A 22793-nucleotide genomic window follows, 5' to 3' on the forward strand; every position below is an offset into this window, starting at 1 on the left:
TATTTAACGGGGAGTGGACGGAATGCGAGGGAGGGGAAGCGGCTATGAAATTGATTTTGCTGTCGGGAGGATCCGGCAAGAGGCTATGGCCTCTATCGAACGAAGCGCGCTCCAAGCAGTTTTTGAAAATCATGAGAAGCCCGGAAGGGCAGATGGAATCGATGCTGCAGCGAGTGTGGAGGCAATTGAACAACGTGGGATTAGCGGAGAGCACTCTATTCGCTACCAGCTCGAACCAAGTGGATATGATCAAGCAACAGATCGGGCCGGATGCCTCCATTATCGTGGAACCGGAGCGTAGAGACACGTTCCCGGCCATCGCGCTGGCTTCATCGTACTTATACTCGGTTCAAGGCGTCAATCTGGACGAGACGATCGTCGTACTGCCGGTAGATCCGTTCGTGGAGGATAAGTTTTTCGAACAATTAAAACAATTGGACGGATTGATGAATAAGTCGGCCGCTAACCTTGCTCTTATCGGAGTCCAACCGACATATCCTTCATCCAAATACGGATATATCGTGCCCGAGAAGGAAGACGGCAACGACGGGTATCTGAAGGTGAAGTGCTTCCGCGAGAAACCGAAGGAAGAAGAAGCAATGAAGCTTATCGAAAACGAACAGGCGATGTGGAATTGCGGCGTGTTCGCGTTTAAGCTCGATTACTTGGTTACCCAAATGTACGAGCAAGGGATATCGCTGCAATACGAGCAGCTTTCGAAGCAATATCGCGAGCTGAAGAAGACCAGTTTCGACTACGAGATCGTCGAGAAGGGCGACCGCATAGTTATGCTGCCTTACGACGGCTATTGGAAAGATCTTGGGACATGGAATACGTTAACCGAAGAGATGGCCGTTTCCCAAATCGGCAGAAGCGTCATGAGCGAGGATTCGATGAACACGCACGTGATTAACGAGCTGCACATCCCGATCACTGTGCTCGGCTTATCCAACGTGGTCGTCGCTGCGAGTCCGGACGGCATTCTCGTGTCCGACAAAGCGGCAAGCACCCGATTGAAGGAATTGATTCTATTCGAACAAAGGCCGATGTACGAGGAACATCAATGGGGTACATCTAAGGTGATCGATCATTACGTCCTCGACGAGAATAAGGAAATCCTAACGACCCGAATATCCGTAAACGCAGGCAAGGAGAAGGGAATCGAGGTTCACTTCCAACGGACCGAGGTATGGAACATCCTCAGCGGAAGCGGTGAAATCTACTTGGACGGAAAGACGATTTCCGTAGAAGCCGGCTCCATCTGCCAGATCCCGCCGCGAGCGAAGCATGGATTAAAGGCAATCACGAACCTGGAAATGATCGAAATCCAGACGGGCGGAACTTTGCATCAAGGGGACGTCGTAGAATTTGCCTTCTCATGGGGAGAAGCCGCCGTATAAGTTTAAGGAATATTCGGGAGATGAATGCAAATGGCGCGAACTTCACGAAAAATCAAGCTGTTACTATATAGCATCAACTTCGCTCCCGAACTGACGGGAATCGGAAAGTACAACGGAGAGATGGTGAAATGGCTAGCGGAGCATGGATACGATGTAAGAGTAGTAACCGCCCCTCCCTATTATCCGCATTGGAAGATACAGAAGGGATACTCCGCTTACCGATACGGCATGGAGCATTGGAATGGGGCCAAGGTGTGGCGCTGCCCGCTGTGGGTCCCGAAGGCGGATTCGGGAACGAAACGGTTGCTGCACTTATTTTCGTTCGCGCTCTCTAGTATCCCCGTGCTGATCAGGCATATGATATGGCGGCCGGACGTGTGCTTAGTCGTCGAACCCCCGATCGCGTTGTCTCCAATGGTCGTCTTATTGTCTAAGCTTCTGAGAATTAAGACATGGCTCCACGTACAGGATTTCGAGGTGGACGCCGCTTTCGATTTGGGCATTCTCCCCGATCGAAGGGGATTGAAGGCGCTGGTAACCGGATTGGAAGGATGGCTAATGCGGCGATTCGATACGGTCTCCTCCATTAGCGAACCCATGACGAAGAGACTTCTGAAGAAGGGAGTGCCGCAGGGGAGAATCCGGCTGTTCCCGAATTGGGTAGACATCTCGGAGATCCATCCGCTTCCGGAAAATATCAGAAACGATATTAGGCGGGATATGGGCTTCAAGGATGGAGATTTGGTCGTGCTTTATTCGGGAAACATGGGAGAGAAGCAAGGCCTGAACACGATATTGGAGACGGCCGAGCAATTGCGTCTCATGTCGAACGTGCATTATATCTTGTGCGGGGAAGGCGTGGTCAAGAAGAAGCTGATGGAGCAAGCCTTCGCGAAAAACTTGTCCCATGTGCGCTTCCTTCCCCTGCAGCCGGCAGAGAAGCTCAACGAGCTTCTGAATATGGCGGACGTCCATCTTCTTATGCAGAAGAAAAACGCGTCGGATCTCGTCATGCCTTCGAAGTTGACCGGCATGCTGGCTAGCGGCAGAGCGGTGATCGCAATGGCCGAGGAGTCCACCGCCGTCTATCATGTCATCGAGCAATCGCGAGCGGGTATTATCGTACCGCCCGAAGATGCGGGCAAGCTGGCGGAAGCGTTACTGTCCTTGGCGGGCAGCGCGGACGATCGCAATCAATGCGGGACGTTCGCCAGGGAATATGCGGTAGCGAACCTAGGCTACAATTCGGTAATGAACAAGTTTCAACAAACTATGTACGAAATAGGGGTCGGCATGGAATGAAAAATCGCGTTCGCCTGGATTTGTATGTTCAAGAGGGCTATTCGAGAGGCAGAAGCGGGCTCATCGTCTTGTTGTGGTGGCTCGTGCAATCCACGGCGTTTCGATGGTCGTTGCAGCCGATGTACGCATGGAGAAACTGGCTGCTGAAGTTATTCGGGGCCGAGATCGGTATCGGCGTCAAGGTACGTCCCACAGCCACGATCACTTACCCTTGGAAGGTGAAAATCGGGGAACATTCATGGATCGGCGACCACGCGGAGTTGTATAGCTTGGACAGCATTACGATCGGAAACCATTGCGTAGTTTCACAAAACGGTTATCTATGCACGGGTAGCCACGATGCTTCGGATCCGCAGTTCTCGTTAATCGTTAATCCGATTCGAATCGAGGACGGGGCTTGGTTAGCTAGCGACGTGTTCGTTTATCCGGGAGTGACCGTAGGGGTTATGGCCGTAGTAGCGGCGCGAAGCACTGTATTGCGGGACGTGCCGACCAATGAGGTCCATGCCGGTACGCCGGCCAAATACATCAAGCATAGGTTCGAAACGATGGAAGAAGAAGTACCGCAGAGAACCAAGCTTCATCTCTTGAAACGATAACAGCTGATAAAGCTGTTTTTTTGTTAACGATTCAGAAGGTATAAAATTTCTATGCTTGTCCTGAATCGTCTACGATAAAACGATCAGACATTCATGAAGCCTTCAAATACGATGTATTTCAATGTATTTTTGAAGTTCGTTCAAAAATTAAGCTGGATAGAGATGTTTTTTATTCCTAATGGTCTCCGTTTGACCTATTCCTTTCATAAAAATCGATCGATAGTGATGTTCTTCATCTTTCTTTGATCGGAAAAGCGCTGGATAACTCCAATAGCAATGATTACCATTCTACTTTTGTTCAAGTTTCACAGCGGAGCATGCTTTAACCTCGAAGTGATGGACGGCGAAGCCGTTTCTCTAGCATATCAGAATCTGATTAGCGTGATACTGACGTATATTGCCGTCCCAAAGATAGCGAAGCCGTTTTACTAGATTAGATAAGAAAGATGAACGGATGCCGCGCGATAGTCGATTTTTTCCGACTATGAGCGAACCTCTAGGATGCCGGCACAATAATCGGGTTCGCTCGTTTGCCGAATTTCCCTCCGTTTACCTGTCCGGTATCCGAGGTAAGGTACTACGCATAGGAGCGAAAAAAGATGCGCGCCCGATTTTCATTGGCGGCATCTTTACGTTTTTAACCCCAGTGAGCGGCGAGATCCAATCGATCGACAACGTTAACGTTGCGGAGCAAGCCATGCTGCTCGAGGAGCAAAGCGGGGTCTCTCAAGTCCTTGCCCATCACGTTAAGCTTCTCCGCGATGTCGATCAAATCCGCAAAGCCGTCGCTGAACGCGATCAGGTTGGTTACCGCGGCAATACGACGTTTCTCCGCATCCGTTCGGTTCCCGCCCGTATAAGGGTACAGTCCTCTTTTGTCGAGCTTCGGCTCGCCGTGAACGTGGGTACATTCGTAAGTTTCGTTCGCTTCCAGCGTTTCAATGACATCCACGTACATCTGTACCGATTCCAATAGCGCTTCTTCGGAGATGAGCGAGCGGTTATCGAGCGAGGTATGATATTCCGGATATTCCCCGTACATCGTGCGCATGAGGCTTCCCATCGGAAGCTTAAAGCCTTCGCTGCAATATTGGCGCTCGTCGCTTCCGAAAGGGTTCCAGTCTACGACTTTGTAAGGCTTGCCGGATTGCTTCAAGACATGTATGGCGGCTTTGTCGGAAAGCGTGTCCCCGCGTTTGCTCTTCTTATAGGTAAAGGATTCTCCATGGCCGGCGCAGGTTACGACGAATCCCGCCGCAACCCGCCGCTTAAGCTCTTCCCCATGTTGACTCAGATAGAGCAAGGAGCCAATCGTTTCCGGCAAGTAGAGGAATCTGTAGCTGTACTTCAAATCTTTCTTCTGCAATAGATAACGGTAGACCATCGTTTGGACCAGCGGACCGGATAGCTCGTTAATAGCCATGGAGGGGTGACATACATAAGTGGAAAGCAGAATTTCTTCGTCCGAGGCTCCTTGAATAAATCCCTCGCCGATCGTCATATGACCGTCTTTCAGCTCGGAATCGATAACGACCTCGTACCGTTCGTCGGTAAACTCCGGCAAACGGTCATGTTCTATGCAGAAACCCCAGTTTTCCTTGTAGTAGGACATCATGTATGGGATGGCGTTAGGAAGGTCTGGTCGGGTGTGCAGATGCTCCAGCAGTTCCTCTCTTGAAACGCTTCCCCGGAAAGGAACGCTGTAGCCCATGAGGTGAAGGTTACTGTCCGCGAAATCGATCAGCTTGCGCCCTTGACTGTCCTTCACGTAAGCTTCCCTCGCGTTCCACTCCTTCGGAACCGTCCAATCGAAGCATTCCGTGCCCGTCGAATACTCGCGTTGCCTGATAGGCACAATCTCGCCCAGAATGCGAAGCGATTGCCTGACGCCGTCGCCTGTGATGCTGCGGTTGATAGGGAACAGCCGGTCGAATAAATCCATAAGCATGATTCGTTTCCTCCGTTATTAGAAATCGTGGTCTCCGCCAACGATGCCGGAGCTGCTTTCGCATAAATAGTAGGTTTTGATATGCGGGTTATCCGAAACGCATGTGTACCAGCCGATTCGATTGTCGAAAAAATCCCGAAGCTCGGGCTCTTCGCTTACCCGCAAGCAATAGCTGCCGTTAGGCGACAGGGTCAATCGGCGGCTCAGGGTTTCCGTATCTTGTTCTCTGTAGAAGGTTAATGTAACGGTTGCCAAGCGCGTATAGGGATTCATCGGCCCGCTGTTCATGATCCAGACGATGCCGTCTTCTTGGTCGGTTACGATCGGAGCCCAATGGAAGCTGCTCTTCTTTTGTTCGAGCGCCGGATTGAAGACATCCATGCTTTTGCAAATGTTGCTGGACAGCGAGCTCGCGTTTAATCCGTAATCTAAGCCGACCTTGAGTCTGGTCGGAAGTCTGCTGCTGCGAATCGGACGGGCGACGAGATTGGCGCTCATGGATTGCTCGGATGCGGCGATCTCGAGCTCCAGGCAGAGCGAGCGAATATCGAGAGTCTGAAGTCTGTTATCCGTAGGCGAGATGGTCTGGGCATTGCTTTTCGTGCCTAGCAGATTGCCGTCCGAATCATAGAGCTCCACATCGATCTCTAGCTCGCATGGGGAATAGATCGGATAGAAATTCACGTGCGTGTAACGATCCCCTTGGAGGGATACGGGGATAAGCATGCTAGCCGAATGCCAGCCGGGCTGAGGATCCTGCCAATAATCGTCTTTACCGGACCTGGAAGAGCAATCGTAATACGTATGCGTCACGCTGATCGCTTCCTTCGAGCGCTGAAGATTTCCCGCGATAATCCGGGGAAATACCCAATCCACGTCGAAGCCGATTCTGGCCGTTCCTGGTTTTCCGTCCAGAAAGCCCTGCAGATCGGTATGCCGGGCTGGGTAAACGACTATCGTCTCGTATGGAGCGAGATAGGGAACTTCGATAGGGAAGTCCATCGTCTCTTTCTTGGCGTTAAAGAACTTCATCGAGATTCGCCCGTTCCTTACCGGCTCGAATCCGTTGATGAAAGAGAAGAAAGGTTCGCGGTCGCCATCCGCGTACACGTTAAATCCCGCTTCCGCGACTAGCGCTTCTTGGTTGCTGTTGCGGTCTTCCGAATCGTTATACACGCGTTGCGCGGTATGTACGAGGCTGCTGAATTCGGCGCCGTAATAATTAACGACGACCGCGGGATAAGAGAATACTAGGTCGCGGGAAGAAAAAAATTCAACCTCCAAGCTTCCGGTGAATTCAGGCAGATCCTGCTTACCCGCTCCAACCAGCAAGTCGTCCAGTTCTACCCGGTAGGCTCTGGCCTGCGTAATGCGTTCGGAGGTCCGAAAGAGAATCGTGCCTTCTTTGGATCTAAGCGTGACGACGGACTGTATCTCCGGAATGCTTCGCTTGACCATCCAATAACCGAGATAACAGATGCGCGTCTTTATTCCCGCCGTCCGAAACACGGGGAAAATAGCGGAGGAACGAAACGTCGGCTTGCGAACGATAGAGGCAGCCGAAGACGGCGCGGCATGAAGAAGATGACTGCGGTAGCTTCTCATTTGATCGCCTCCGCTACGGTTAAGGATGTTGCCGATGAAGCCGGGTGCTTGATAGTAACCAGTCTGTGCTTGCTTAATTCGTTAACGAAGCTTCGAACGAAGAGGAAGCCTACTCCGATGCTCTCCGCGATATCTAGGCAGCTACGTTCGCCGTTCATCAAGATTTGAATTTCTTGCAGTGCGGTATAGCCCCGCTGATCGAGCTTTGGATCGATATACAGATTGTAGTCGGTCAGATAAAGCGGTCCTTCGTAATTGCGCTCCGGAATGACGTCGGTCTCGAATATTTCGGCGATATCCTTCAGCATGGCTAACGATTCCTCCAATTTATCAAAATCGCAATTGTCGAGATTATCCCAGTCCGTATGGTAGTACGTATAGGGATGACGGCTTAGGCAAACCGTAGGAATATCGAAGCCGGGTCCGTCGTAGAACATTTCGTCGTTGCCGTACAAGCTGCGATAAGGCGCATCTAACGTACCCGTGTCATACAAGCTCAGCGCGCTGCGGGTTATCCGGTCCGCATAGCTGTTCCCATGGAAGGAGCGGGAGAAGCTGATGGGCAAGGAATTGGCCATCATGTCCAGGTAGAAGCCGTATTTCAGCTGCCGGACGTCTTTGCCATGCTCCAAAATCGCGGCTGCCGCGTAATATTCCGGACCTAGAATGAGGCGGTAAGTATAATGACGGTCGGGAACGGATTCCAAATACTTGAATAACTCGACGAGAACGGCGATGCAGGCGATCCCGTCGTTCACTTGACCCGGATGACAAGTATGGGCGGAGAAGAAGACGGTCTCGGGAGACCTTCCCGGCAATATCCAATCGACGACTTCCATTTGGCCTTGTTCGAAAGAAGTATCGACGCAAACCCGGTAATAGGCATCCGATAAGCCGTTTACGGTCGTTCTCGGAACGCTGAATCCCCACTTCGTGTTATTTTTGTGATACTGCCAACGGTTGAGATAGATCAAGCGATCTTCATGGTCCGGATGAAAGGATATGTGCGTCAACAGCTCTTCCTTGGAGAGAATTCCGATAAACGGAGCCGAGTAGGAGTTCAAATAGAGGGGATTCCAGGCAAAATCCGCGATTCTTTCCCCGTCCAAGCTTTCGATATACGCTTCCCTCACGACCCATTTATCGGGAATCGTCCAAGTCAAGCACTTCGTTCCGGAGGGAACGGACAGCAAGTCCACCTGGAGCAGCTCCGCCAAACCCCGCGCGAATAAGGTCGTATCGTCTCCGACGGTCACTCGGTTCAGCATAAAGTAAGGCTCGATTAATTCTCTCATTCTTTGTCGGCTTAACATGGAAAGCTCCATGTGAAGACCTCCTTTTGTATACGTTTTGGTTTATTTATGTTACATATTGTATCGGCAATAATTTTACTTTATACTACAAATCAAGGAGAGTCAATCCCGGTTTTGTTATTCGATTACTAGACTAGGAGTGAGAAAAATGAAAGTCGTAGCGATCGTCCAAGCCCGCATGGGTTCATCCCGACTGCCCGGCAAAGTCCTGCGATTATTGAATGGAAATACGGTGCTGGAGCTGATACACGAGCGTCTTTCGCAATGCCGAACGTTAGATGAAATCATCATCGCCACGAGCTTGTCGAACAACGACGATGCCATAGCCGAAGCGATGGAACGATTGAAGATCCCGGTTTACCGCGGCGACGAGCATGACGTTCTCGACCGGTATTATCGCGTCGCAAGTTTGACCATGGCGGATGTCGTCGTCAGGATTACCGGCGATTGTCCCTTGATCGACCCCGAAATCGTCGATGCCGTCGTGGACGAATTCGTCGAACGGTATCCGTCGATCCGCTACGCGTCGAATATCCATCCTCCGACCTTTCCCGACGGACTGGACGTTGAAGTATTTTCCTACGATGCATTGGAGCGAGCTTGGAAAGAATCGGATTCCCGTTTCGAGCGCGAACACGTCACTCCGTTCATTCGCGGACGACCCCATTCGTTTCCGCAAGCGAATATCGAATCGACCAGGGATTATTCCGGGCTTCGGTGGACGTTGGACGAGGAGAGGGATTACGCTTTCCTGTCCGCGCTCGTCGCTAAAGCCGTCGAACATGGCATCGACCCGATGATGGCCTCATTCGAGCATTGGCTGGATATTTTGGAACGGAATCCCGACCTTCCGGAAATTATTCGCGACATCGAGCGAAACGAAGGATCGAAAATCGTTGCCGGAGTCGAAGTCGAAGGGGGGAGAGAACCGTGAAGCTTGGATTGGGGACGGCACAGCTCGGAATGGATTACGGAGTCGCGAACAGGAACGGACAAACCTCGATGGCGGAAGCGAGGGAAATATTGTGGGCGGCGGAGCTGAACGGAATATCGGTCATCGATACGGCGGCCGTATACGGAGACAGCGAGAGGGTACTCGGGATGTTATTGCCTAAGCAGCATCAGCATACCTTCCGAATTATTACGAAGTTACCCGGACTCCTTCCGCAAGACGGTTCGGGTATTTCATCGAACGAAGTCGTTAATCGGCTCATGGAATCGCTGCTCAGACTGAGGCAAGAGGGCGTGTACGGTGTCATTCTGCACCGTGCGGAGGATTTGCTTTCCGTATACGGAGACGAAGTCATGAAGGGACTGCAGAAGTGCAAACGGTTAGGACTCGCGAGCAAGATAGGTATCTCCGTCTATGCCGAGGACCGCGTTGAAGAATTGATCAGCCGATATCCGATAGACCTCATTCAAGTGCCGGTTAATCTTTTCGATCAGCGACTCGTCCAGAACGGATTGTTATCGCGTTGCAAGTCGCTAGGAATAGAAGTGCACGCTCGATCCGTATTTCTGCAAGGTTTACTGTGCATGGATCCGCTGGAATTGCCCGCCTATTTCCGGCCGCATACCGAACAAATACTAAGATTCCATTCTTTCGTGAAGGAGAAAGGGATGAGCCCCGTCGAGGCCGCTATGTCTTACGTGAACGATCTGCCCGTCATCGACACGTTCGTCTGCGGCGTTAACCGTCAAGAACAATTGCTTCAGTTGATTGCTTTAGCGAGCAAATCTTCCCACGGGTTCGATTACTCGGATTTTGCGTCGTCGGAACCATCGCTTCTCAATCCATCCTTATGGAAAATCAGTTGAAAAAGGTGATCGATATGTCCACTAGATATGCCAGATCGGAAGAGCTGTTAGAGAGAGCGCTGAACACGATTCCATTAGGAAGCCAGACCTTCAGCAAAAGCAAAACCCAATATCCGCTCGAGGTATCGCCTTACTTTATCGAAAGAGGAGCGGGCAGCCATGTGTGGGACGCCGACGGCAACGAATATATCGATTTCGTCAACAGCCTCGGAGCGGTGACGCTGGGCTATCGGGACAATGCCGTCGATGCCGCCGTAAGAAGCCAGATGGATAACGGAGTTTCCTTCAGCTTGCCTCATAAGCTCGAGATGTTGGTTGCGGAAAAAATGGTCGAGTTGATTCCTTGCGCGGAGATGGTACGGTTCGGCAAGAACGGTTCGGACGCCACGTCGGGAGCGATTAGGTTAGCTAGAGCGTATACGGGCAAAGAGCGCGTGGCGGTATGCGGCTATCATGGATGGCAGGATTGGTATATCGGGTCTACGGCAAGGCATCTCGGCGTTCCTCGAGCCGTTAGGGAATTGACGCATGCCTTTGCCTACAATCGACTGGATACATTGGAAAAGCTATTTACCGAGTATCCGGGGCAATTCGCGGCCGTTATTCTCGAACCGATGAGCATGGTCGCGCCGGAATCCGGGTTTCTGGAGGGCGTTCGGGATCTGTGCGGGCAGAATGGAGCCTTGTTGGTGTTCGACGAGACGATTACGGGATTTCGGTTCCATCTGGGCGGCGCCCAGAAGCTCTACGGAATAACGCCGGATCTGGCGACATTCGGAAAGGGAATGGCCAACGGTTATCCGATCTCGGCCGTCGTCGGCAAGAGGGAAATCATGAAGGGGATGGAGGATATTTTCTTCTCCTTTACCTTCGGGGGGGAAACTTTATCTCTTGCGGCGGCGCTGGCGACTATGCAGCGAATGGAAACGGAGCCCGTGCTGGAGACTTTATTTGTTCAAGGAACCAAGGTTATGGATGGAATACGCGAAAGAATCCGCAAGCACGGCTTGGAGCGCGTTCTGTCCGTGGCCGGAAGCCCGGCCTGGTCGTTCTTGGTTATTCAAGACACGCCCGAGTACAGTTCTTGGACTACCAAAACCTTCTATTTACAAGAAATGCTGGAACGGGGCATCTTGACGGTGGGTTCCCATAATATGAGTTATTCCCATTCGGACCAAGACGTCGCCCGATTACTTATAGCTTACGATGAAATATTGGATCAATTAAGCTCGGCCCTAATCGAAAGAAATCTGGAATCCAAGCTTCGCTGCAGGCCTCTGGAGCCATTATTCAAGCTTAGATAGATAAAGAAACAATAAATGACATTTTACTGCTTGACATGATACAAAGTGTAACATATTATTGATTTATAATAACAAAGTGTATCGAAAGAGGGAGAGATTTCTTCATGGATTTCAATGGGAAAGTTGTTCTTGTAACAGGAGGCACGGGTTCGTTCGGCAAGAAATTCGTCCGAAAAATGCTGGAATACGACGTTCGTAAGGTCATCGTTCTCAGCAGGGACGAATTAAAGCAATACGAGATGAGCCAAGAGTTCACCGATCCAAGAATGCGTTTTTTCATTGGGGACGTGAGGGATCAGGAACGGCTTAACCGGGCATTCGACGGAGTAGATATCGTCGTTCACGCGGCGGCGTTAAAGCATGTTACGGCTTGCGAGTATAACCCATTCGAAGCGGTTCGCACGAATATCCTCGGCGCCCAGAACGTTATCGACGCGGCCATTAACCGCGGAGTGAAGCGGGTTATCGCGCTTAGCACGGATAAGGCGGCCAATCCGATCAATCTATACGGGGCGACGAAGCTCGCATCGGACAAACTGTTCGTCGCGGCCAACTCCTACGTAGGGGACTTGGATACCCGATTTGCCGTCGTCAGGTACGGCAATGTGGCGGGGAGCCGGGGAAGCGTTATCCCGTTCTTCCACAAGCTAAGAGACTCGGGGCATTTGCCGATTACGGACGAGAGAATGACGCGGTTCTGGATTACGCTGGATCAGGGCGTTCAATTCGTTCAAGACTGCCTGGGCCGAATGAAGGGCGGGGAAATTTTCGTTCCGAAGATCCCCAGCGTCAAGATCGTTGATCTGGCCAGGGTAATCGCCCCGAATTGCACGATGGATTACGTTGGCATTCGTCCGGGGGAGAAGCTTCACGAGGCGATGATCACGGAAGACGACGCCCGCAAGACGGTAGAGTTCGACAAATACTTCGTCATTAAGCCGGAGTATCCCGTCTGGCTGGACGATCATGAGAGCGATTTCTACGGCGGGGCTCCTTTGCACGAGAGGTTCAGCTACAGCAGCCACACGAATAGCCACTGGCTGTCGGACGAAGAAATCAGGCAATATCTCGGTGAATATGCATGACGGAGGTATTCGTCCAAAGACCTATGCGGAAGTCATTGCTTCCCTATGGAAGGCAATGGATCGATGAACGGGATGTCGACTCCGTAGTGTCCGCGTTGAGGGGTGATTTCTTAACGACCGGACCGCTCGTTCCCGAATTCGAGAGGAAAATCGCCGCTAAGGCGGGAGCGCGCTACGCGGTAGCGTTCTCTAATGGCACCGCTGCATTGCACGCTGCCTGTTACGCAGCCGGTATCGGGCCGGGCGACGAAGTGATTACGACTCCCATGACGTTCGCTGCCAGCGCCAACTGCGTTCTCTATCAGGGAGGAACGCCCGTGTTCGCCGATATCGACGAGCGAACCTACAATATCGATCCGGATGCGGTCGAGAGGCTCATCACTAAGAGAACGAAAGCGATTATACCGGTCGATTTCACCGGTCAGCCCGCTGATTTGTCCGCCATCCGGCGGCTCGCGGATAAGTATGGCCTGATCGTGATCGAAGATGCCGCGCATGCTCTGGGCGCAACCTATCGTTCGCGACCGATCGGTTCGGTTAGCGACATGACGATGTTCAGTTTGCATCCGGTTAAGCATATTACCGCTGGAGAAGGCGGCGTCATTACGACCGATAGCGAGGAGTTTCATCTCAAGCTGCTTCAGTTTCGCAACCACGGCATCGTTCGCGATCCGATCTTATTGGAGAATGAAAGTCCCGGCAGATGGTACTACGAAATGCAGTCTTTGGGCTTTAATTACCGGTTAACCGATATATCCGCTGCTCTTGCCGTAAGCCAATTGGATAAGCTGGACGATTTCGTCGCTAGAAGAAAAAGGATAGCGCAAGCGTATGACCATGCATTCCTCGAATGGGAAGCCATTCATACTCCTTATCAGGAAGATACGGGGGATTCCAGCTGGCATTTATACGTTATTCGTTTGGATCTAGGTAAGCTGAACGCGGGAAGGGACGAGATATTCGAGCGTCTATACCAATTGAATATCGGCGTGAACCTTCATTATATCCCGGTTTATCTTCACCCTCATTATCAACGGTTAGGCTATCCGCAAGGCTTATGCAAGAAGGCCGAGGAACTATACTCGAGCATGATTACGCTCCCATTGTTCCCAGCCATGACGGATGAGGACGTCGAGGACGTTATTCACGCGGTTCGCCTAGTCGTAAGCCAAAGCATGAAGTCGACGATTTCGTGATGAAGATCATCATAAGAACGGATGCATCCGTACATATCGGAACGGGTCATGTGATGAGGTGCCTGACATTGGCCGATCGTTTGAAGGCTCATGGAGAGGTGAGCTTCCTCTGTCAGGAGCGAGAAGGAAATTTAATCGATTATATCGGTAGCCGCGGATTCGAAGCACGCTCCTTGCCTTTAAGCCATAGCCGCTGGGAGATCGACGCCGATTCGACGATTTCCGACTTAATCTCTGAAGCGGAAGCGGAATCGGTAGAAACGCCGGTGGATTGGTTTATCGTCGACCATTACGAGTTAGACGCCAAATACGAAACGGCCATCCGAAATCACGTCCGCAAAGTGATGGTTATCGACGATTTGGCGAATAGGCCTCACGCATGCGATCTATTGCTCGATCAGAATCCTTACGGCAACGGAAGCAAGCGATACGAAGGTCTTGTCGGTCAAGGCTGCGTGATGCTGCTTGGTCCGGAATACGCCCTGCTTAGACCGGACTTCTTCGCCGCGAGAACCGAATCGGCAAGATCCGGCAGGATCCGAAATCTGCTCCTATCGTTCGGAGGCGCGGATTCTACCGGAGAGACGGTCAAATCGCTGCAGGCAATCGAACGAATTCAAGCGCAAGCCGTTGGGAAGCTTCGAATCAAAGTACTCATGGGGAAAATCAACAAGCATGCGGATCGCATTCGCGATCTATGCCGAAGGATAGAATACGCGGAATGTTACGACCATGCGGAGAATGTGGCCGATCTGATGCGAGAAGCGGATCTGGCCATCGGATCCGGAGGCACGACGACTTGGGAACGATGCTGCCTAGGACTTCCCGCAATCGTGATCATGACGGCGGACAATCAGGTCGAGCTGTCCGAGAATGCAGCGGCACTGGGCGTCATCTCATTGATCGGACGCTCGGAGCAAGTCCGTATGGCAGACATTCAAGCTCGTATCGTTCGCTTCATGGAAAAGCCCGAGGAGTTACTAGACATGTCCGAGCGAGGGATGAACTTGGTAGATGGTTTGGGAGCCGAGCGGACGCTTAAGGAGCTGTTGACATGCTGAAGCAAATAACGGTCGTATCCGATCGTAAAAATTGGATTAACGAACATATTCCCCCCTGGCTGCCCTCCTTAAAGAAATACGCGGCAGAAATCGTGTGGACTCATGAGGTATCCGATCTAACGAACGGCGATATCGCGTTTTTTTTAGGTTGCGAGCAGATCGTGCCGCCTCGATTGCTCGCGTTGAATTTACATAACCTTGTCGTACACGCCAGCGATCTGCCGAAGGGGAAGGGGTGGTCGCCCCTGACCTGGCGGATTCTCGAGGGCGATAACGAAATTCCGGTCGTGCTGTTCGAAGCCGCGGAGAAAGTGGACGACGGTCCGATCTACCTTCGGGAGATGCTCGAATTCCGCGGAACCGAGTTAATAGACGAGATGCGGCAATCGCTTGGAAAAACGACGATCTCGCTATGCAATCAATTCCTGCAAGGTTATCCCTCCGTTATCGCCACGGCGGAGAGCCAGCAGGGAGAGAGCACCTATTATCCGCGAAGAACGCCTAACGACAGCAAGCTTGACCCGGACCGCACGATTCGCGAGCAATTCAGGTTAATGCGAGTAGCGGATAATGCCCGTTATCCATGTTACTTCGAATTGGATGGATGCACTTTCGAGATTAAAGTGGAAAGAAAGAAGGAGCTGAAGGGAATCGATGGGCGTAATTAAACTGGGAAATTACCCAATCGGAAACGGCCAACCTCCGTTCATAATCGCGGAGATGTCCGGAAACCATAACCAATCGCTCGAGAAAGCGCTCGAGATTGTGGAAGCGGCCGCGGAGGCGGGAGCTCATGCCTTGAAGCTGCAAACCTATACGGCGGACTTGATGACGCTTGATCTGGACTACGGAGATTTCTTCATCAACGATTCCGGCAGCCTCTGGAAAGGCCAATCGCTCTATCGCTTATACGAGCAAGCGCATACGCCATGGGAGTGGCACAAGCCGATATACGAGCGTTGCCGCCAGCTCGGAATCATTCCGTTCAGCACGCCGTTCCATCCGAAGGCGGTCGATTTCCTGGAGGAGCTCGATACTCCCTTCTACAAGATCGCCTCGTTCGAAAATAACGATCTTCCGTTAGTCAGGCATGCGGCGCGAACGGGCAAACCTCTCATTATATCGACGGGAATGGCGACGCTTGCGGAACTGGAGGAGCTTGTAACGGCAGCAAGGGAAGCCGGCTGCAAGGAGCTCGTGCTGCTCAAGTGCACGAGTACCTATCCGGCGTCGCCTGTCGATAGCAATTTACTGACCATTCCGCATATGCGGGAGCTGTTCCAATGCGAGGTCGGGCTATCTGATCATACGCTCGGAATCGGAGCCGCCGTTGCCAGCACGGTACTCGGGGCATCGGTTATCGAGAAGCACTTCACGATATCGAGAGCCGAGGGCGGAGTCGACGCGGCCTTCTCGTTGGAGCCGGCTGAGCTCAAGCTCCTCGTGTCGGAGACTTTGACGGCGAGTCAAGCTATGGGCTCCGTGCATTACGGATTGAGCGAGAAGGAGAAGTCGTCGCTGAAGTTCCGCCGATCCCTATACATTAGCCGGGACGTGGAAAGCGGCGACGCGCTAAGCGAGGATAACGTAAGAATCATACGCCCAGGTTATGGGCTTTCTCCTAAATACTTGAATCAGTTGATCGGTAAGAAAGTTACAAGAGCAATCAAGGCAGGTACGCCGGTCGGATGGGATTTGCTGCTCGAGACTGTGTGAGGGAGGACGCGGACATGAAAAACATCCTTTTCGTTCAACCTTACGCGAGCCAGGTCGGAGGCGTGGATACCGTTCTGCTACAACTGATACAGGGGCTGGACGGCGGTCGATTCCGTTGCTTCGTCTTGCTGTCGGCTCCGACCGCATACGTAGAAAAATACGAAGCTTTGGGAGCGACCGTTCTGTTCGGTCCGCTTGCCGTCTTCGGCAAGCCCACCGATCCGGGCTATTATTTCCGCAATCTATACGTGCTTTTCAAGTCTCTTGCCGTCATTAACCGGATAGTGAAGCAGCATCGAATCGACCTGATCCATTCTCATAAAATGGAAGTTATCGGCGCGAATATCATCGGTAAGTGGTTAGGCATTCCCACCATTCAAACGGTTCACGAATTGGCCCGCAAGCCGTTAATCGCTTATAAATTCGTTGCCGGCCTTAATCACTTGTTCAACGACAAGGTCATCGTACTGTGCGAACGAAGCAAGATCATGTTCCGCTGGTTCCGGAAGGAATCCGGCAAAATCGTTAAAATCTACAACGGGATCTCCAAGACTTCTCAAGATACACGGGGCGGGAGCCGCTTGGAGTCCCTTCGCGAGCAGCTGCAGCTATCATCAGGTGATCGGATCGTCATCACGATCGCGAGGCTTTCGCCAATGAAGGGATTGGAATATCTCATCGAGGCTGCAGCCCGAATCAGGGTGTCGGATCCGACCATCAAGTTCGTTATCGTGGGCGATGTCGCGTTCGACCATGAGAGAGCTTATAAAGATGGCCTTGCGCGATTAATCGAACGGTTAGAGCTGGATACGACGGTGTTTATGCTCGGTTTGCGAAGGGACGTGCCGGAATTGCTGAGCCAGAGCGACGTACTCGTTCTCCCTTCCGTTTACGATATTTTTCCTACCGTCATTCTCGAAGCGATGAGCATGGGGCTTCCCGTCGTGGCGACGGACGTGGGGGGAGTACCGGAGATGGTCAGAGGTAATACGGGGATTTTAGTCGCGGCAAGCGATAGCGAGGCATTGAAGGAAGCGATCATTCGCATTTTTACGATGGACGTCGAACGAATGGGGCATCATGCAACCGCGTTGTATTTGCAAGAATTCACCCAGGAGCAATACGTCGGCAGAACTGCGGCTCTATACGAAGAAATGTTCCGTTCGAAGAGACGCCAATTAAACAAAGCTTAAGGAGTGCTTACGATGGGCAAGGGAACGATCGCCGACAAGGTCGTCGGGAAGGATGCGAAAAGCAAATACCGGGAGTTATGCGGATCCCGCAAGGATATGTCCTTATTCGATCAGGACTGGTGGCTCGATATCGCTTGCGGGGGATCCGATAATTGGGACGTATGTCTGGTGGAGCGAAACGGCGATATCGTCGCGAGTTTGCCCTATCATATCGTGAAGCGGTATTTGTTCAACGTCATCCAGATGCCGGAGCTCACGCTCACGATGGGGATATGGATTCGATATCCGGATAACCAAAGCATGGAATCGAAGCTCTCCTTCGAGAGGGAGATATATTCGGAGATTATCGATAAACTGCCGCAAGTCGACTACTCTTACCAACACTTCAATTGGAATATTACGAACTGGAGTATTTTCTTCTGGAAAGGATTTCGGCAAACGACCCGTTATACCTTCGTGTTCGAGGATCTTCGGGATTTGGACCGGATATACGCGAACTTCAGGGACAACATTCGGGCGGAAATCCGCAAAGCGGAGAAGGTACTCACGGTCATCGAAAGCGACGATTTGGAACGCTTCAACGAGATTAATCGGAAAACCTTCGATCGTCAGAACGTGCCGCTGCCACATAACGTCGAAATATTGACGTCCTTGGATCAGGCTTGCCGCGAGCGCGGTTGTCGAAAAATTTGGTTCGCGGTCGACGAAAAAAATCAAATTCATAGCGCGATCTATATGATATGGGACGAGAATTGCGCCTATTATTTGCTTGGCGGGGCCGATCCCGAATTAAGGAAGAGCGGATCCCACTCGTTCCTGCTCTGGCACGCGATCAAGGAAATGTCGAAGGTCACGAAACAATTCGATCTGCACGGCGGGATGCACGAGCCCGTCGAGAGGTTTTTCCGTGCGTTGGGGGCCAAGCAACAGCCGTATTTCCAAGTGACCCGAATCAAAGGGAGACTCTTTAAGTTAGCTTATTACGTCAAGCAAGCTTTAAGTCAAATCACGGCGGTCATCACCGTCTCTACGATATACGACTGCCTATAGGAGGAGTATCGAATGAATGACGCGAAGAGCAAATACCGGAAGCTATGCCGGGGAAATCCGGAGTTGCCCCTATTCGATCAAGATTGGTGGCTAGATATTGCATGCGGAGGTCCGAACAATTGGGACGTGTGCATCGTGGAGAAAGGCAACGAGATCGTGGCCAGCTTACCATACTACAAGACGAGGAAATTCGGGTTCAATTTGATTCAAATGCCGCAGTTGACGTTAACGATGGGGATATGGATTCGGTATCCGAGCAACCAGAAGTATGCGACAAGGCTCGCCTACGAACGCGAAATCTATCTGGAGATCATTGACCAATTGCCTGCCGCCGATTATTCGTATCATCATTTCAGCAGACACATTACGAATTGGAGCACGTTCTATTGGAGGGGATTCCGGCAGACTACCCGGTATACCTACGTGATCGATGATTTGAGCGATCTTGATTCGATCTATCAACGGTTCGCGGATCGCGTCAAAGAGGAGATCCAACTCGCCGCGACCCGGTTTAAAGTGGTAGAAAGCGATGACGTGGAGAAGTTCTACGAGCTCCATCGAAAGAATTTTCATCCGAAAACATTTCCGATTCCCTATAGCTACGAGACTTTAAAAGCATTAGACGCGGCTCTGCTTAAGCATAATCGTCGTAAAATCTTGTTCGCCGTCGACGAATCGGGTCAGGCCCATAGCGCGGTTTATATCGTTTGGGATTCGGGCTGCGCCTATAATCTGCTCGGCGGCGCCAATCCGAATCTGGAGCACGGCGGATCCCATTCCCTATTGATCTGGCATGCGATTCAGGATATGTCGCGGGTAGCCGAACAGTTCGATTTCTACGGAGGCATGCACGAAACGATCGAAGGCTTCTTTCGTTCTTTCGGTGCGGAGCAAAAGCCGTATTTCCAGATATCGAAAATGAACGGGAAGCTGTTTAAATTCGCGTATTATATGAAACAAGCCGTTCGTTGACGAGAAAGGAGCAGTCTTAAGGTGGAGATCGGGGCTGAAGCGAACAGCAAGAAATTATTCGTCTGCACGAAGCCTTATCAATATTTGATAGCCAGATTGATCAAGCAGGGATGCCGGTTCGACAAGTGCGATCTCGTGATCCTGAATCATTTCTACAAAGCGGAAGAATTCAGCGAACGCGTAAGAAGCACCGGTGTTTGGAACCGGGTTCTATTCATCGACGACGGAATGCTCGATCAGATGAAGCTGCAGTTGAATCCGTTGAAGAAATATTTCTTCTATCATTCTTGGAGAAGGTTTATTCCGGCTGCGTTCAAAGACATATCGGATTATTCGGAGGCTTTCGTCGCCCACGATTTCGTGGCATTGGAGTATGCGGTTATCCGGAAGTTCAGCAGCGAAGGAAAAAAAACGACTTTGTACGAGGAAGGCTCGGGTAATTACATCAACAATAGCACGCATAAGAAATGGTATATGAGAATGTTGAAAAAAATGGCCCCTTGGTTCGGATTGCCGGGAGGTTATTTCGGCAGTCTGAGATGGATCGATTCCATTTGGCTGCAACGGCCCGAATTGATCACTTCAAATAGAAATAATCCGATATACCGTAAAACTCGAGGACTCCCCGTCACATTTCAACATTTTATGCAGTCGCCCGAAATCGAGAAGGAATGCTACGAAATCTATCCCGAGCTACACGACGTGGACGCGCTTGTACGGGGTTACGAGGAGCTTTCGGTCGTGCTCACCGATCAATTCGTCGACGATGTCGAGGATAGGAACGCTTATTTCCGCACCATCATCGACAAAATCAACGCGGCGACCGGCAACGACAACAATCCGATCTTCTTCAAGCAGCATCCGGGCGAAGTTCAGCCCATCGATATAGTCGACGATCAAATCTCGATTCTTCCGCAGAAATTGCCGATCGAGCTCCTTTACTTGATAATCCAGAAAAATAAAATCCGCAAAATCAATCTGGTCTCTTTCGGGAGCACGGCGATTTTGAATCTATACGACCTGTGCAGGGCGGACGAGTGCATGTCCGTGTTTATCATCGACAGCATGAGCATGCAGGAAGACGTCAAGCTAATCGCGACGCGGTTCGTAGACTTGGCCGAAAAGCATCAAATTCGGTTTCAAACGTTATAAAACGGAAAAAATAGCTTGACAATGTTACATATCGTATCATAAATTGGACGTAAAGGTGATACAAAGTGTTTCGAAACTAGAATTGCTGGGAGGCTTATGATGGAATCCGAAATGAAGGAATACTTCCAGGTCTTGTGGAAGCGGGCGTGGGTAATCGTCGGAATGGTCTTGTTGCTTTGCAGCGGGACCGGGGTTTATAGCTATTTAACGGACGTTCCGGTCTACGAAGCAAGCTCCAAGTTAATCGTGAATACTTCCGATCGCCAAGAGGGGACGGTGGGGCCTGACTTTAATCAGATCACTTCCAACCTCTTGTTAATCGAAACTTATAAAGAGATCATTACATCCCGAACCATCTTGGAGAAGGTGGCGGCGGAGTACCCCAACCTGGTGACCGCGGTTAACGAGTTAAGCTCTAAAGTAAGCATCGGCTCCACTTCCCGATCCCAAGTCATGTCCATAACGGTAAAGGATAGCTCCTTCGCCACGGCTGTGCAACTGGTTAACGGAATCGCGGAAGTCTTCCAAAGGGAGACTCCTAATATCATGAACGTCAACAATGTTACGATTCTGAGCAAAGCGGATATTACGGATCCGCCGGTGAAAGTCTCGACTGGCGTGTTATTCAAAGTAATCATCGCTTTCGTGCTCGCCTTGATTTTATCCATCGTCATCATATTCATTTGGGAGTACCTCGACGATACGATCAAGACGGAAAAGGATATTTTGGAAATCGGCGTCCCCACCTTGGCGATTATTTCCCGGATTAAGAAAAACGACTTGATCGGCGATACGAGGAACTCTAAGAAAAAATCGGTTAGCGACGCGTTTCAGATCGGAATCAATCCATAAATAGAAAACTTGGAGCAGGGAGAGAAGGTTGTATATTACCCATGAAAAACATTCTCTTATATGATCTTTCCAATGACGGTCATCATTACGTCTATAATTCTACGGTTATGAACCAAATTAAGAATCAGTACGATAGAGCTTGTTACTATACGGCGACCGATGACGAGAAAATTATCGAAGGGCTCCAAGAAAATAAAATCGAAGTTCTTAATATCAAAATTAAACGAAAGCCGAATCGGTATTTGAGCGTAGGCCGCCGAACGATTCTATTGCTGCGTATGCTGATGTTCGCAAGAATTCGGGGATTTAAGAGAGTTCATTTATTCCATCTGGACAGCAATATCGTATCGTTGATTTTCCTAGCGCCGTTACTGTTGGGCATTCAATTGACGGGTACGCTGCATTGGTCGCCTACGCGCAAGTGGAAGCGGAGGTTTCTCCTTTTGCTGCTTAAGTCATCCTTGGTCAACAAGATGGTCGTTCATGGCGATTATACGCAACGGAAGTTTATCGAGCTTCTGGGCACCGGGGATGAAAACAAGATCGTTAACATTCATTTTCCCAACTTTCCCGCATCCGTACGAAGGGACGAAGTCGGTCTTAAGCATATCGAAGCGCGGTTGGCCGGATACGTTCGCCCTTATCTTCTCTGCTTCGGCGGATTGCGGCACGACAAGGGAATCGACTTCCTTCTCGGAGCTATGTCATCTCTAAGGGATCGGGAATTCACCTTAATCGTTGCCGGTTCGGAAGGAGATTTCAAGGAAGAGGACATTAGGCGATTATCGGGGAAATACGGAATTCGGGATAAATTGTTCGCGGATCTCAGGTTTATTCCCGACGATGCGATGGAGTACTACTTCGACTTATGCGACGCTGTCGTCTTGCCTTACCGCAAGCTCTTCTCCGGTCAAAGCGGTCCGCTGACGGAGGGTGCCGCTCGCAATAAGTATATTCTGGGTCCGGGTCATGGAGAGATCGGGCATACGATTCGCACCTACGAGCTGGGCGAGACGTTCGAATCCGAGAACGAGCAGGACTTAACGGACAAGCTTGCGATTACGATCGAAAAAGTAAATTCGGTCAGAAAAGGAAGAAGCGTAGAACCGCGCCCGGCGACGGAGAACGCTAACGCTTATGCCCCTCTGATCAATATCGATCGGTTCGTGAAGCGATACGCGCAATTTTTCAGCGGAGGTTAGGCGGATAGGGAGAGGGGGAGTCGTA

The 22793-nt window shown here is 51.0% G+C and carries 20 protein-coding genes; 17 read left to right on the plus strand and 3 right to left on the minus strand.

The window, feature by feature from the left end; translation table 11 throughout:
- Nucleotides 1-44 precede the first annotated feature (44 nt).
- From DFP95_RS06665 to DFP95_RS06675, 3 genes are read left to right on the plus strand one after another with little or no spacing between them, the layout of a single operon-like run.
- The gene (locus DFP95_RS06665; RefSeq protein WP_115991782.1) at nucleotides 45-1400 is read left to right on the plus strand and encodes a sugar phosphate nucleotidyltransferase; all 1356 of its coding nucleotides are present in this window, start codon (nucleotides 45-47) and stop codon (nucleotides 1398-1400) included.
- Nucleotides 1401-1430: 30 nt separating this feature from the next.
- Nucleotides 1431-2702 (plus strand): glycosyltransferase WbuB, encoded by a 1272-nt coding sequence (locus DFP95_RS06670; protein WP_220376337.1) that lies wholly within the window; start codon nucleotides 1431-1433, stop codon nucleotides 2700-2702.
- Entirely contained in the window at nucleotides 2699-3301 is a 603-nt protein-coding gene (locus DFP95_RS06675; protein WP_115991783.1) for a putative colanic acid biosynthesis acetyltransferase, read from the plus strand. The genes DFP95_RS06670 and DFP95_RS06675 overlap by 4 nt, the downstream gene beginning before the upstream one ends.
- A gap of 637 nt (nucleotides 3302-3938) precedes the next feature.
- On the opposite strand, the gene DFP95_RS06680 is transcribed toward DFP95_RS06675, so the two are convergent.
- Genes DFP95_RS06680 through DFP95_RS06690 form a run of 3 tightly spaced genes read right to left on the minus strand, consistent with a single transcriptional unit; the run spans nucleotide 3939 to nucleotide 8179 of the window.
- Nucleotides 3939-5249, minus strand: coding sequence for a DUF4910 domain-containing protein (locus DFP95_RS06680; protein ID WP_115991784.1), 1311 nt, complete (start codon nucleotides 5247-5249; stop codon nucleotides 3939-3941).
- Between the two features lie 18 nt (nucleotides 5250-5267).
- Nucleotides 5268-6854, minus strand: coding sequence for a hypothetical protein (locus DFP95_RS06685; protein ID WP_115991785.1), 1587 nt, complete (start codon nucleotides 6852-6854; stop codon nucleotides 5268-5270).
- Nucleotides 6851-8179: a DUF4910 domain-containing protein gene (locus tag DFP95_RS06690; protein WP_115991786.1), complete on the minus strand. Its 1329-nt coding sequence runs from the start codon at nucleotides 8177-8179 to the stop codon at nucleotides 6851-6853. The genes DFP95_RS06685 and DFP95_RS06690 overlap by 4 nt, the downstream gene beginning before the upstream one ends.
- Before the next feature lie 136 nt (nucleotides 8180-8315).
- Between DFP95_RS06690 and DFP95_RS06695 the strand changes: the two genes are divergently transcribed.
- The 14 genes from DFP95_RS06695 (at nucleotide 8316) to DFP95_RS06760 (ending at nucleotide 22768) form a co-directional block, all read left to right on the plus strand.
- Nucleotides 8316-9101, plus strand: coding sequence for a cytidylyltransferase domain-containing protein (locus DFP95_RS06695; RefSeq protein ID WP_115991787.1), 786 nt, complete (start codon nucleotides 8316-8318; stop codon nucleotides 9099-9101).
- Nucleotides 9098-9985 (plus strand): aldo/keto reductase, encoded by an 888-nt coding sequence (locus tag DFP95_RS06700; RefSeq protein WP_115991788.1) that lies wholly within the window; start codon nucleotides 9098-9100, stop codon nucleotides 9983-9985. Before DFP95_RS06695 ends, DFP95_RS06700 begins: the two co-directional genes overlap by 4 nt.
- 14 nt (nucleotides 9986-9999) lie before the next feature.
- Nucleotides 10000-11289: an aminotransferase class III-fold pyridoxal phosphate-dependent enzyme gene (locus DFP95_RS06705; RefSeq protein WP_115991789.1), complete on the plus strand. Its 1290-nt coding sequence runs from the start codon at nucleotides 10000-10002 to the stop codon at nucleotides 11287-11289.
- A 104-nt stretch (nucleotides 11290-11393) separates the two neighbouring features.
- Complete coding sequence (pseB, locus tag DFP95_RS06710) at nucleotides 11394-12374, plus strand: UDP-N-acetylglucosamine 4,6-dehydratase (inverting) (RefSeq protein WP_115991790.1); 981 nt, start codon at nucleotides 11394-11396, stop codon at nucleotides 12372-12374.
- Complete coding sequence (gene pseC / locus DFP95_RS06715) at nucleotides 12371-13570, plus strand: UDP-4-amino-4,6-dideoxy-N-acetyl-beta-L-altrosamine transaminase (protein ID WP_245987409.1); 1200 nt, start codon at nucleotides 12371-12373, stop codon at nucleotides 13568-13570. The genes pseB and pseC overlap by 4 nt, the downstream gene beginning before the upstream one ends.
- The gene (pseG, locus tag DFP95_RS06720; RefSeq protein ID WP_115991791.1) at nucleotides 13570-14631 is read left to right on the plus strand and encodes a UDP-2,4-diacetamido-2,4,6-trideoxy-beta-L-altropyranose hydrolase; all 1062 of its coding nucleotides are present in this window, start codon (nucleotides 13570-13572) and stop codon (nucleotides 14629-14631) included. The genes pseC and pseG overlap by 1 nt, the downstream gene beginning before the upstream one ends.
- Entirely contained in the window at nucleotides 14625-15299 is a 675-nt protein-coding gene (locus DFP95_RS06725; RefSeq protein WP_115991792.1) for a formyltransferase family protein, read from the plus strand. Before pseG ends, DFP95_RS06725 begins: the two co-directional genes overlap by 7 nt.
- The gene (gene pseI, locus DFP95_RS06730; RefSeq protein ID WP_115991793.1) at nucleotides 15286-16347 is read left to right on the plus strand and encodes a pseudaminic acid synthase; all 1062 of its coding nucleotides are present in this window, start codon (nucleotides 15286-15288) and stop codon (nucleotides 16345-16347) included. Before DFP95_RS06725 ends, pseI begins: the two co-directional genes overlap by 14 nt.
- 14 nt (nucleotides 16348-16361) lie before the next feature.
- On the plus strand, nucleotides 16362-17540 hold the full coding sequence (locus DFP95_RS06735; protein WP_115991794.1) for a glycosyltransferase family 4 protein: 1179 nt from the start codon (nucleotides 16362-16364) through the stop codon (nucleotides 17538-17540).
- 12 nt (nucleotides 17541-17552) lie between these two features.
- Nucleotides 17553-18590 carry a GNAT family N-acetyltransferase gene (locus DFP95_RS06740; protein WP_115991795.1) on the plus strand — a complete coding sequence of 346 codons (1038 nt, stop codon included), beginning with the start codon at nucleotides 17553-17555 and terminating at the stop codon, nucleotides 18588-18590.
- A gap of 12 nt (nucleotides 18591-18602) precedes the next feature.
- Nucleotides 18603-19562 (plus strand): GNAT family N-acetyltransferase, encoded by a 960-nt coding sequence (locus DFP95_RS06745; protein ID WP_115991796.1) that lies wholly within the window; start codon nucleotides 18603-18605, stop codon nucleotides 19560-19562.
- 21 nt (nucleotides 19563-19583) lie between these two features.
- A complete protein-coding gene (locus DFP95_RS06750; protein WP_115991797.1) occupies nucleotides 19584-20714 on the plus strand; it encodes a polysialyltransferase family glycosyltransferase in 1131 nt (376 codons plus the stop codon).
- A gap of 96 nt (nucleotides 20715-20810) precedes the next feature.
- The gene (locus DFP95_RS06755; protein WP_115991798.1) at nucleotides 20811-21566 is read left to right on the plus strand and encodes a YveK family protein; all 756 of its coding nucleotides are present in this window, start codon (nucleotides 20811-20813) and stop codon (nucleotides 21564-21566) included.
- A 41-nt stretch (nucleotides 21567-21607) separates the two neighbouring features.
- Nucleotides 21608-22768, plus strand: a complete 1161-nt coding sequence (locus tag DFP95_RS06760) for a glycosyltransferase (RefSeq protein ID WP_115991799.1) — start codon at nucleotides 21608-21610, stop codon at nucleotides 22766-22768.
- Nucleotides 22769-22793: the final 25 nt, after the last annotated feature.

It is taken from the genome of Cohnella lupini, from assembly GCF_003386205.1.
GTDB classification, from domain to species: Bacteria; Bacillota; Bacilli; order Paenibacillales; family Paenibacillaceae; genus Cohnella; species Cohnella lupini.

Coding starts and splice junctions, on each gene's coding strand:
- pseB (WP_115991790.1), top strand. CDS start 11,394: ATGGATTTCAATGGGAAAGTTGTTCTTGTAACAGGAGGCACGGGTTCG.
- DFP95_RS06670 (WP_220376337.1), top strand. CDS start 1,431: ATGGCGCGAACTTCACGAAAAATCAAGCTGTTACTATATAGCATCAAC.
- DFP95_RS06690 (WP_115991786.1), bottom strand. CDS start 8,179: ATGGAGCTTTCCATGTTAAGCCGACAAAGAATGAGAGAATTAATCGAG.
- DFP95_RS06675 (WP_115991783.1), top strand. CDS start 2,699: ATGAAAAATCGCGTTCGCCTGGATTTGTATGTTCAAGAGGGCTATTCG.
- DFP95_RS06760 (WP_115991799.1), top strand. CDS start 21,608: ATGAAAAACATTCTCTTATATGATCTTTCCAATGACGGTCATCATTAC.
- DFP95_RS06665 (WP_115991782.1), top strand. CDS start 45: ATGAAATTGATTTTGCTGTCGGGAGGATCCGGCAAGAGGCTATGGCCT.
- DFP95_RS06685 (WP_115991785.1), bottom strand. CDS start 6,854: ATGAGAAGCTACCGCAGTCATCTTCTTCATGCCGCGCCGTCTTCGGCT.
- pseC (WP_245987409.1), top strand. CDS start 12,371: ATGACGGAGGTATTCGTCCAAAGACCTATGCGGAAGTCATTGCTTCCC.
- DFP95_RS06745 (WP_115991796.1), top strand. CDS start 18,603: ATGAATGACGCGAAGAGCAAATACCGGAAGCTATGCCGGGGAAATCCG.
- DFP95_RS06695 (WP_115991787.1), top strand. CDS start 8,316: ATGAAAGTCGTAGCGATCGTCCAAGCCCGCATGGGTTCATCCCGACTG.
- DFP95_RS06705 (WP_115991789.1), top strand. CDS start 10,000: ATGTCCACTAGATATGCCAGATCGGAAGAGCTGTTAGAGAGAGCGCTG.
- DFP95_RS06725 (WP_115991792.1), top strand. CDS start 14,625: ATGCTGAAGCAAATAACGGTCGTATCCGATCGTAAAAATTGGATTAAC.
- pseI (WP_115991793.1), top strand. CDS start 15,286: ATGGGCGTAATTAAACTGGGAAATTACCCAATCGGAAACGGCCAACCT.
- DFP95_RS06755 (WP_115991798.1), top strand. CDS start 20,811: ATGATGGAATCCGAAATGAAGGAATACTTCCAGGTCTTGTGGAAGCGG.
- DFP95_RS06740 (WP_115991795.1), top strand. CDS start 17,553: ATGGGCAAGGGAACGATCGCCGACAAGGTCGTCGGGAAGGATGCGAAA.
- DFP95_RS06735 (WP_115991794.1), top strand. CDS start 16,362: ATGAAAAACATCCTTTTCGTTCAACCTTACGCGAGCCAGGTCGGAGGC.
- pseG (WP_115991791.1), top strand. CDS start 13,570: ATGAAGATCATCATAAGAACGGATGCATCCGTACATATCGGAACGGGT.
- DFP95_RS06680 (WP_115991784.1), bottom strand. CDS start 5,249: ATGCTTATGGATTTATTCGACCGGCTGTTCCCTATCAACCGCAGCATC.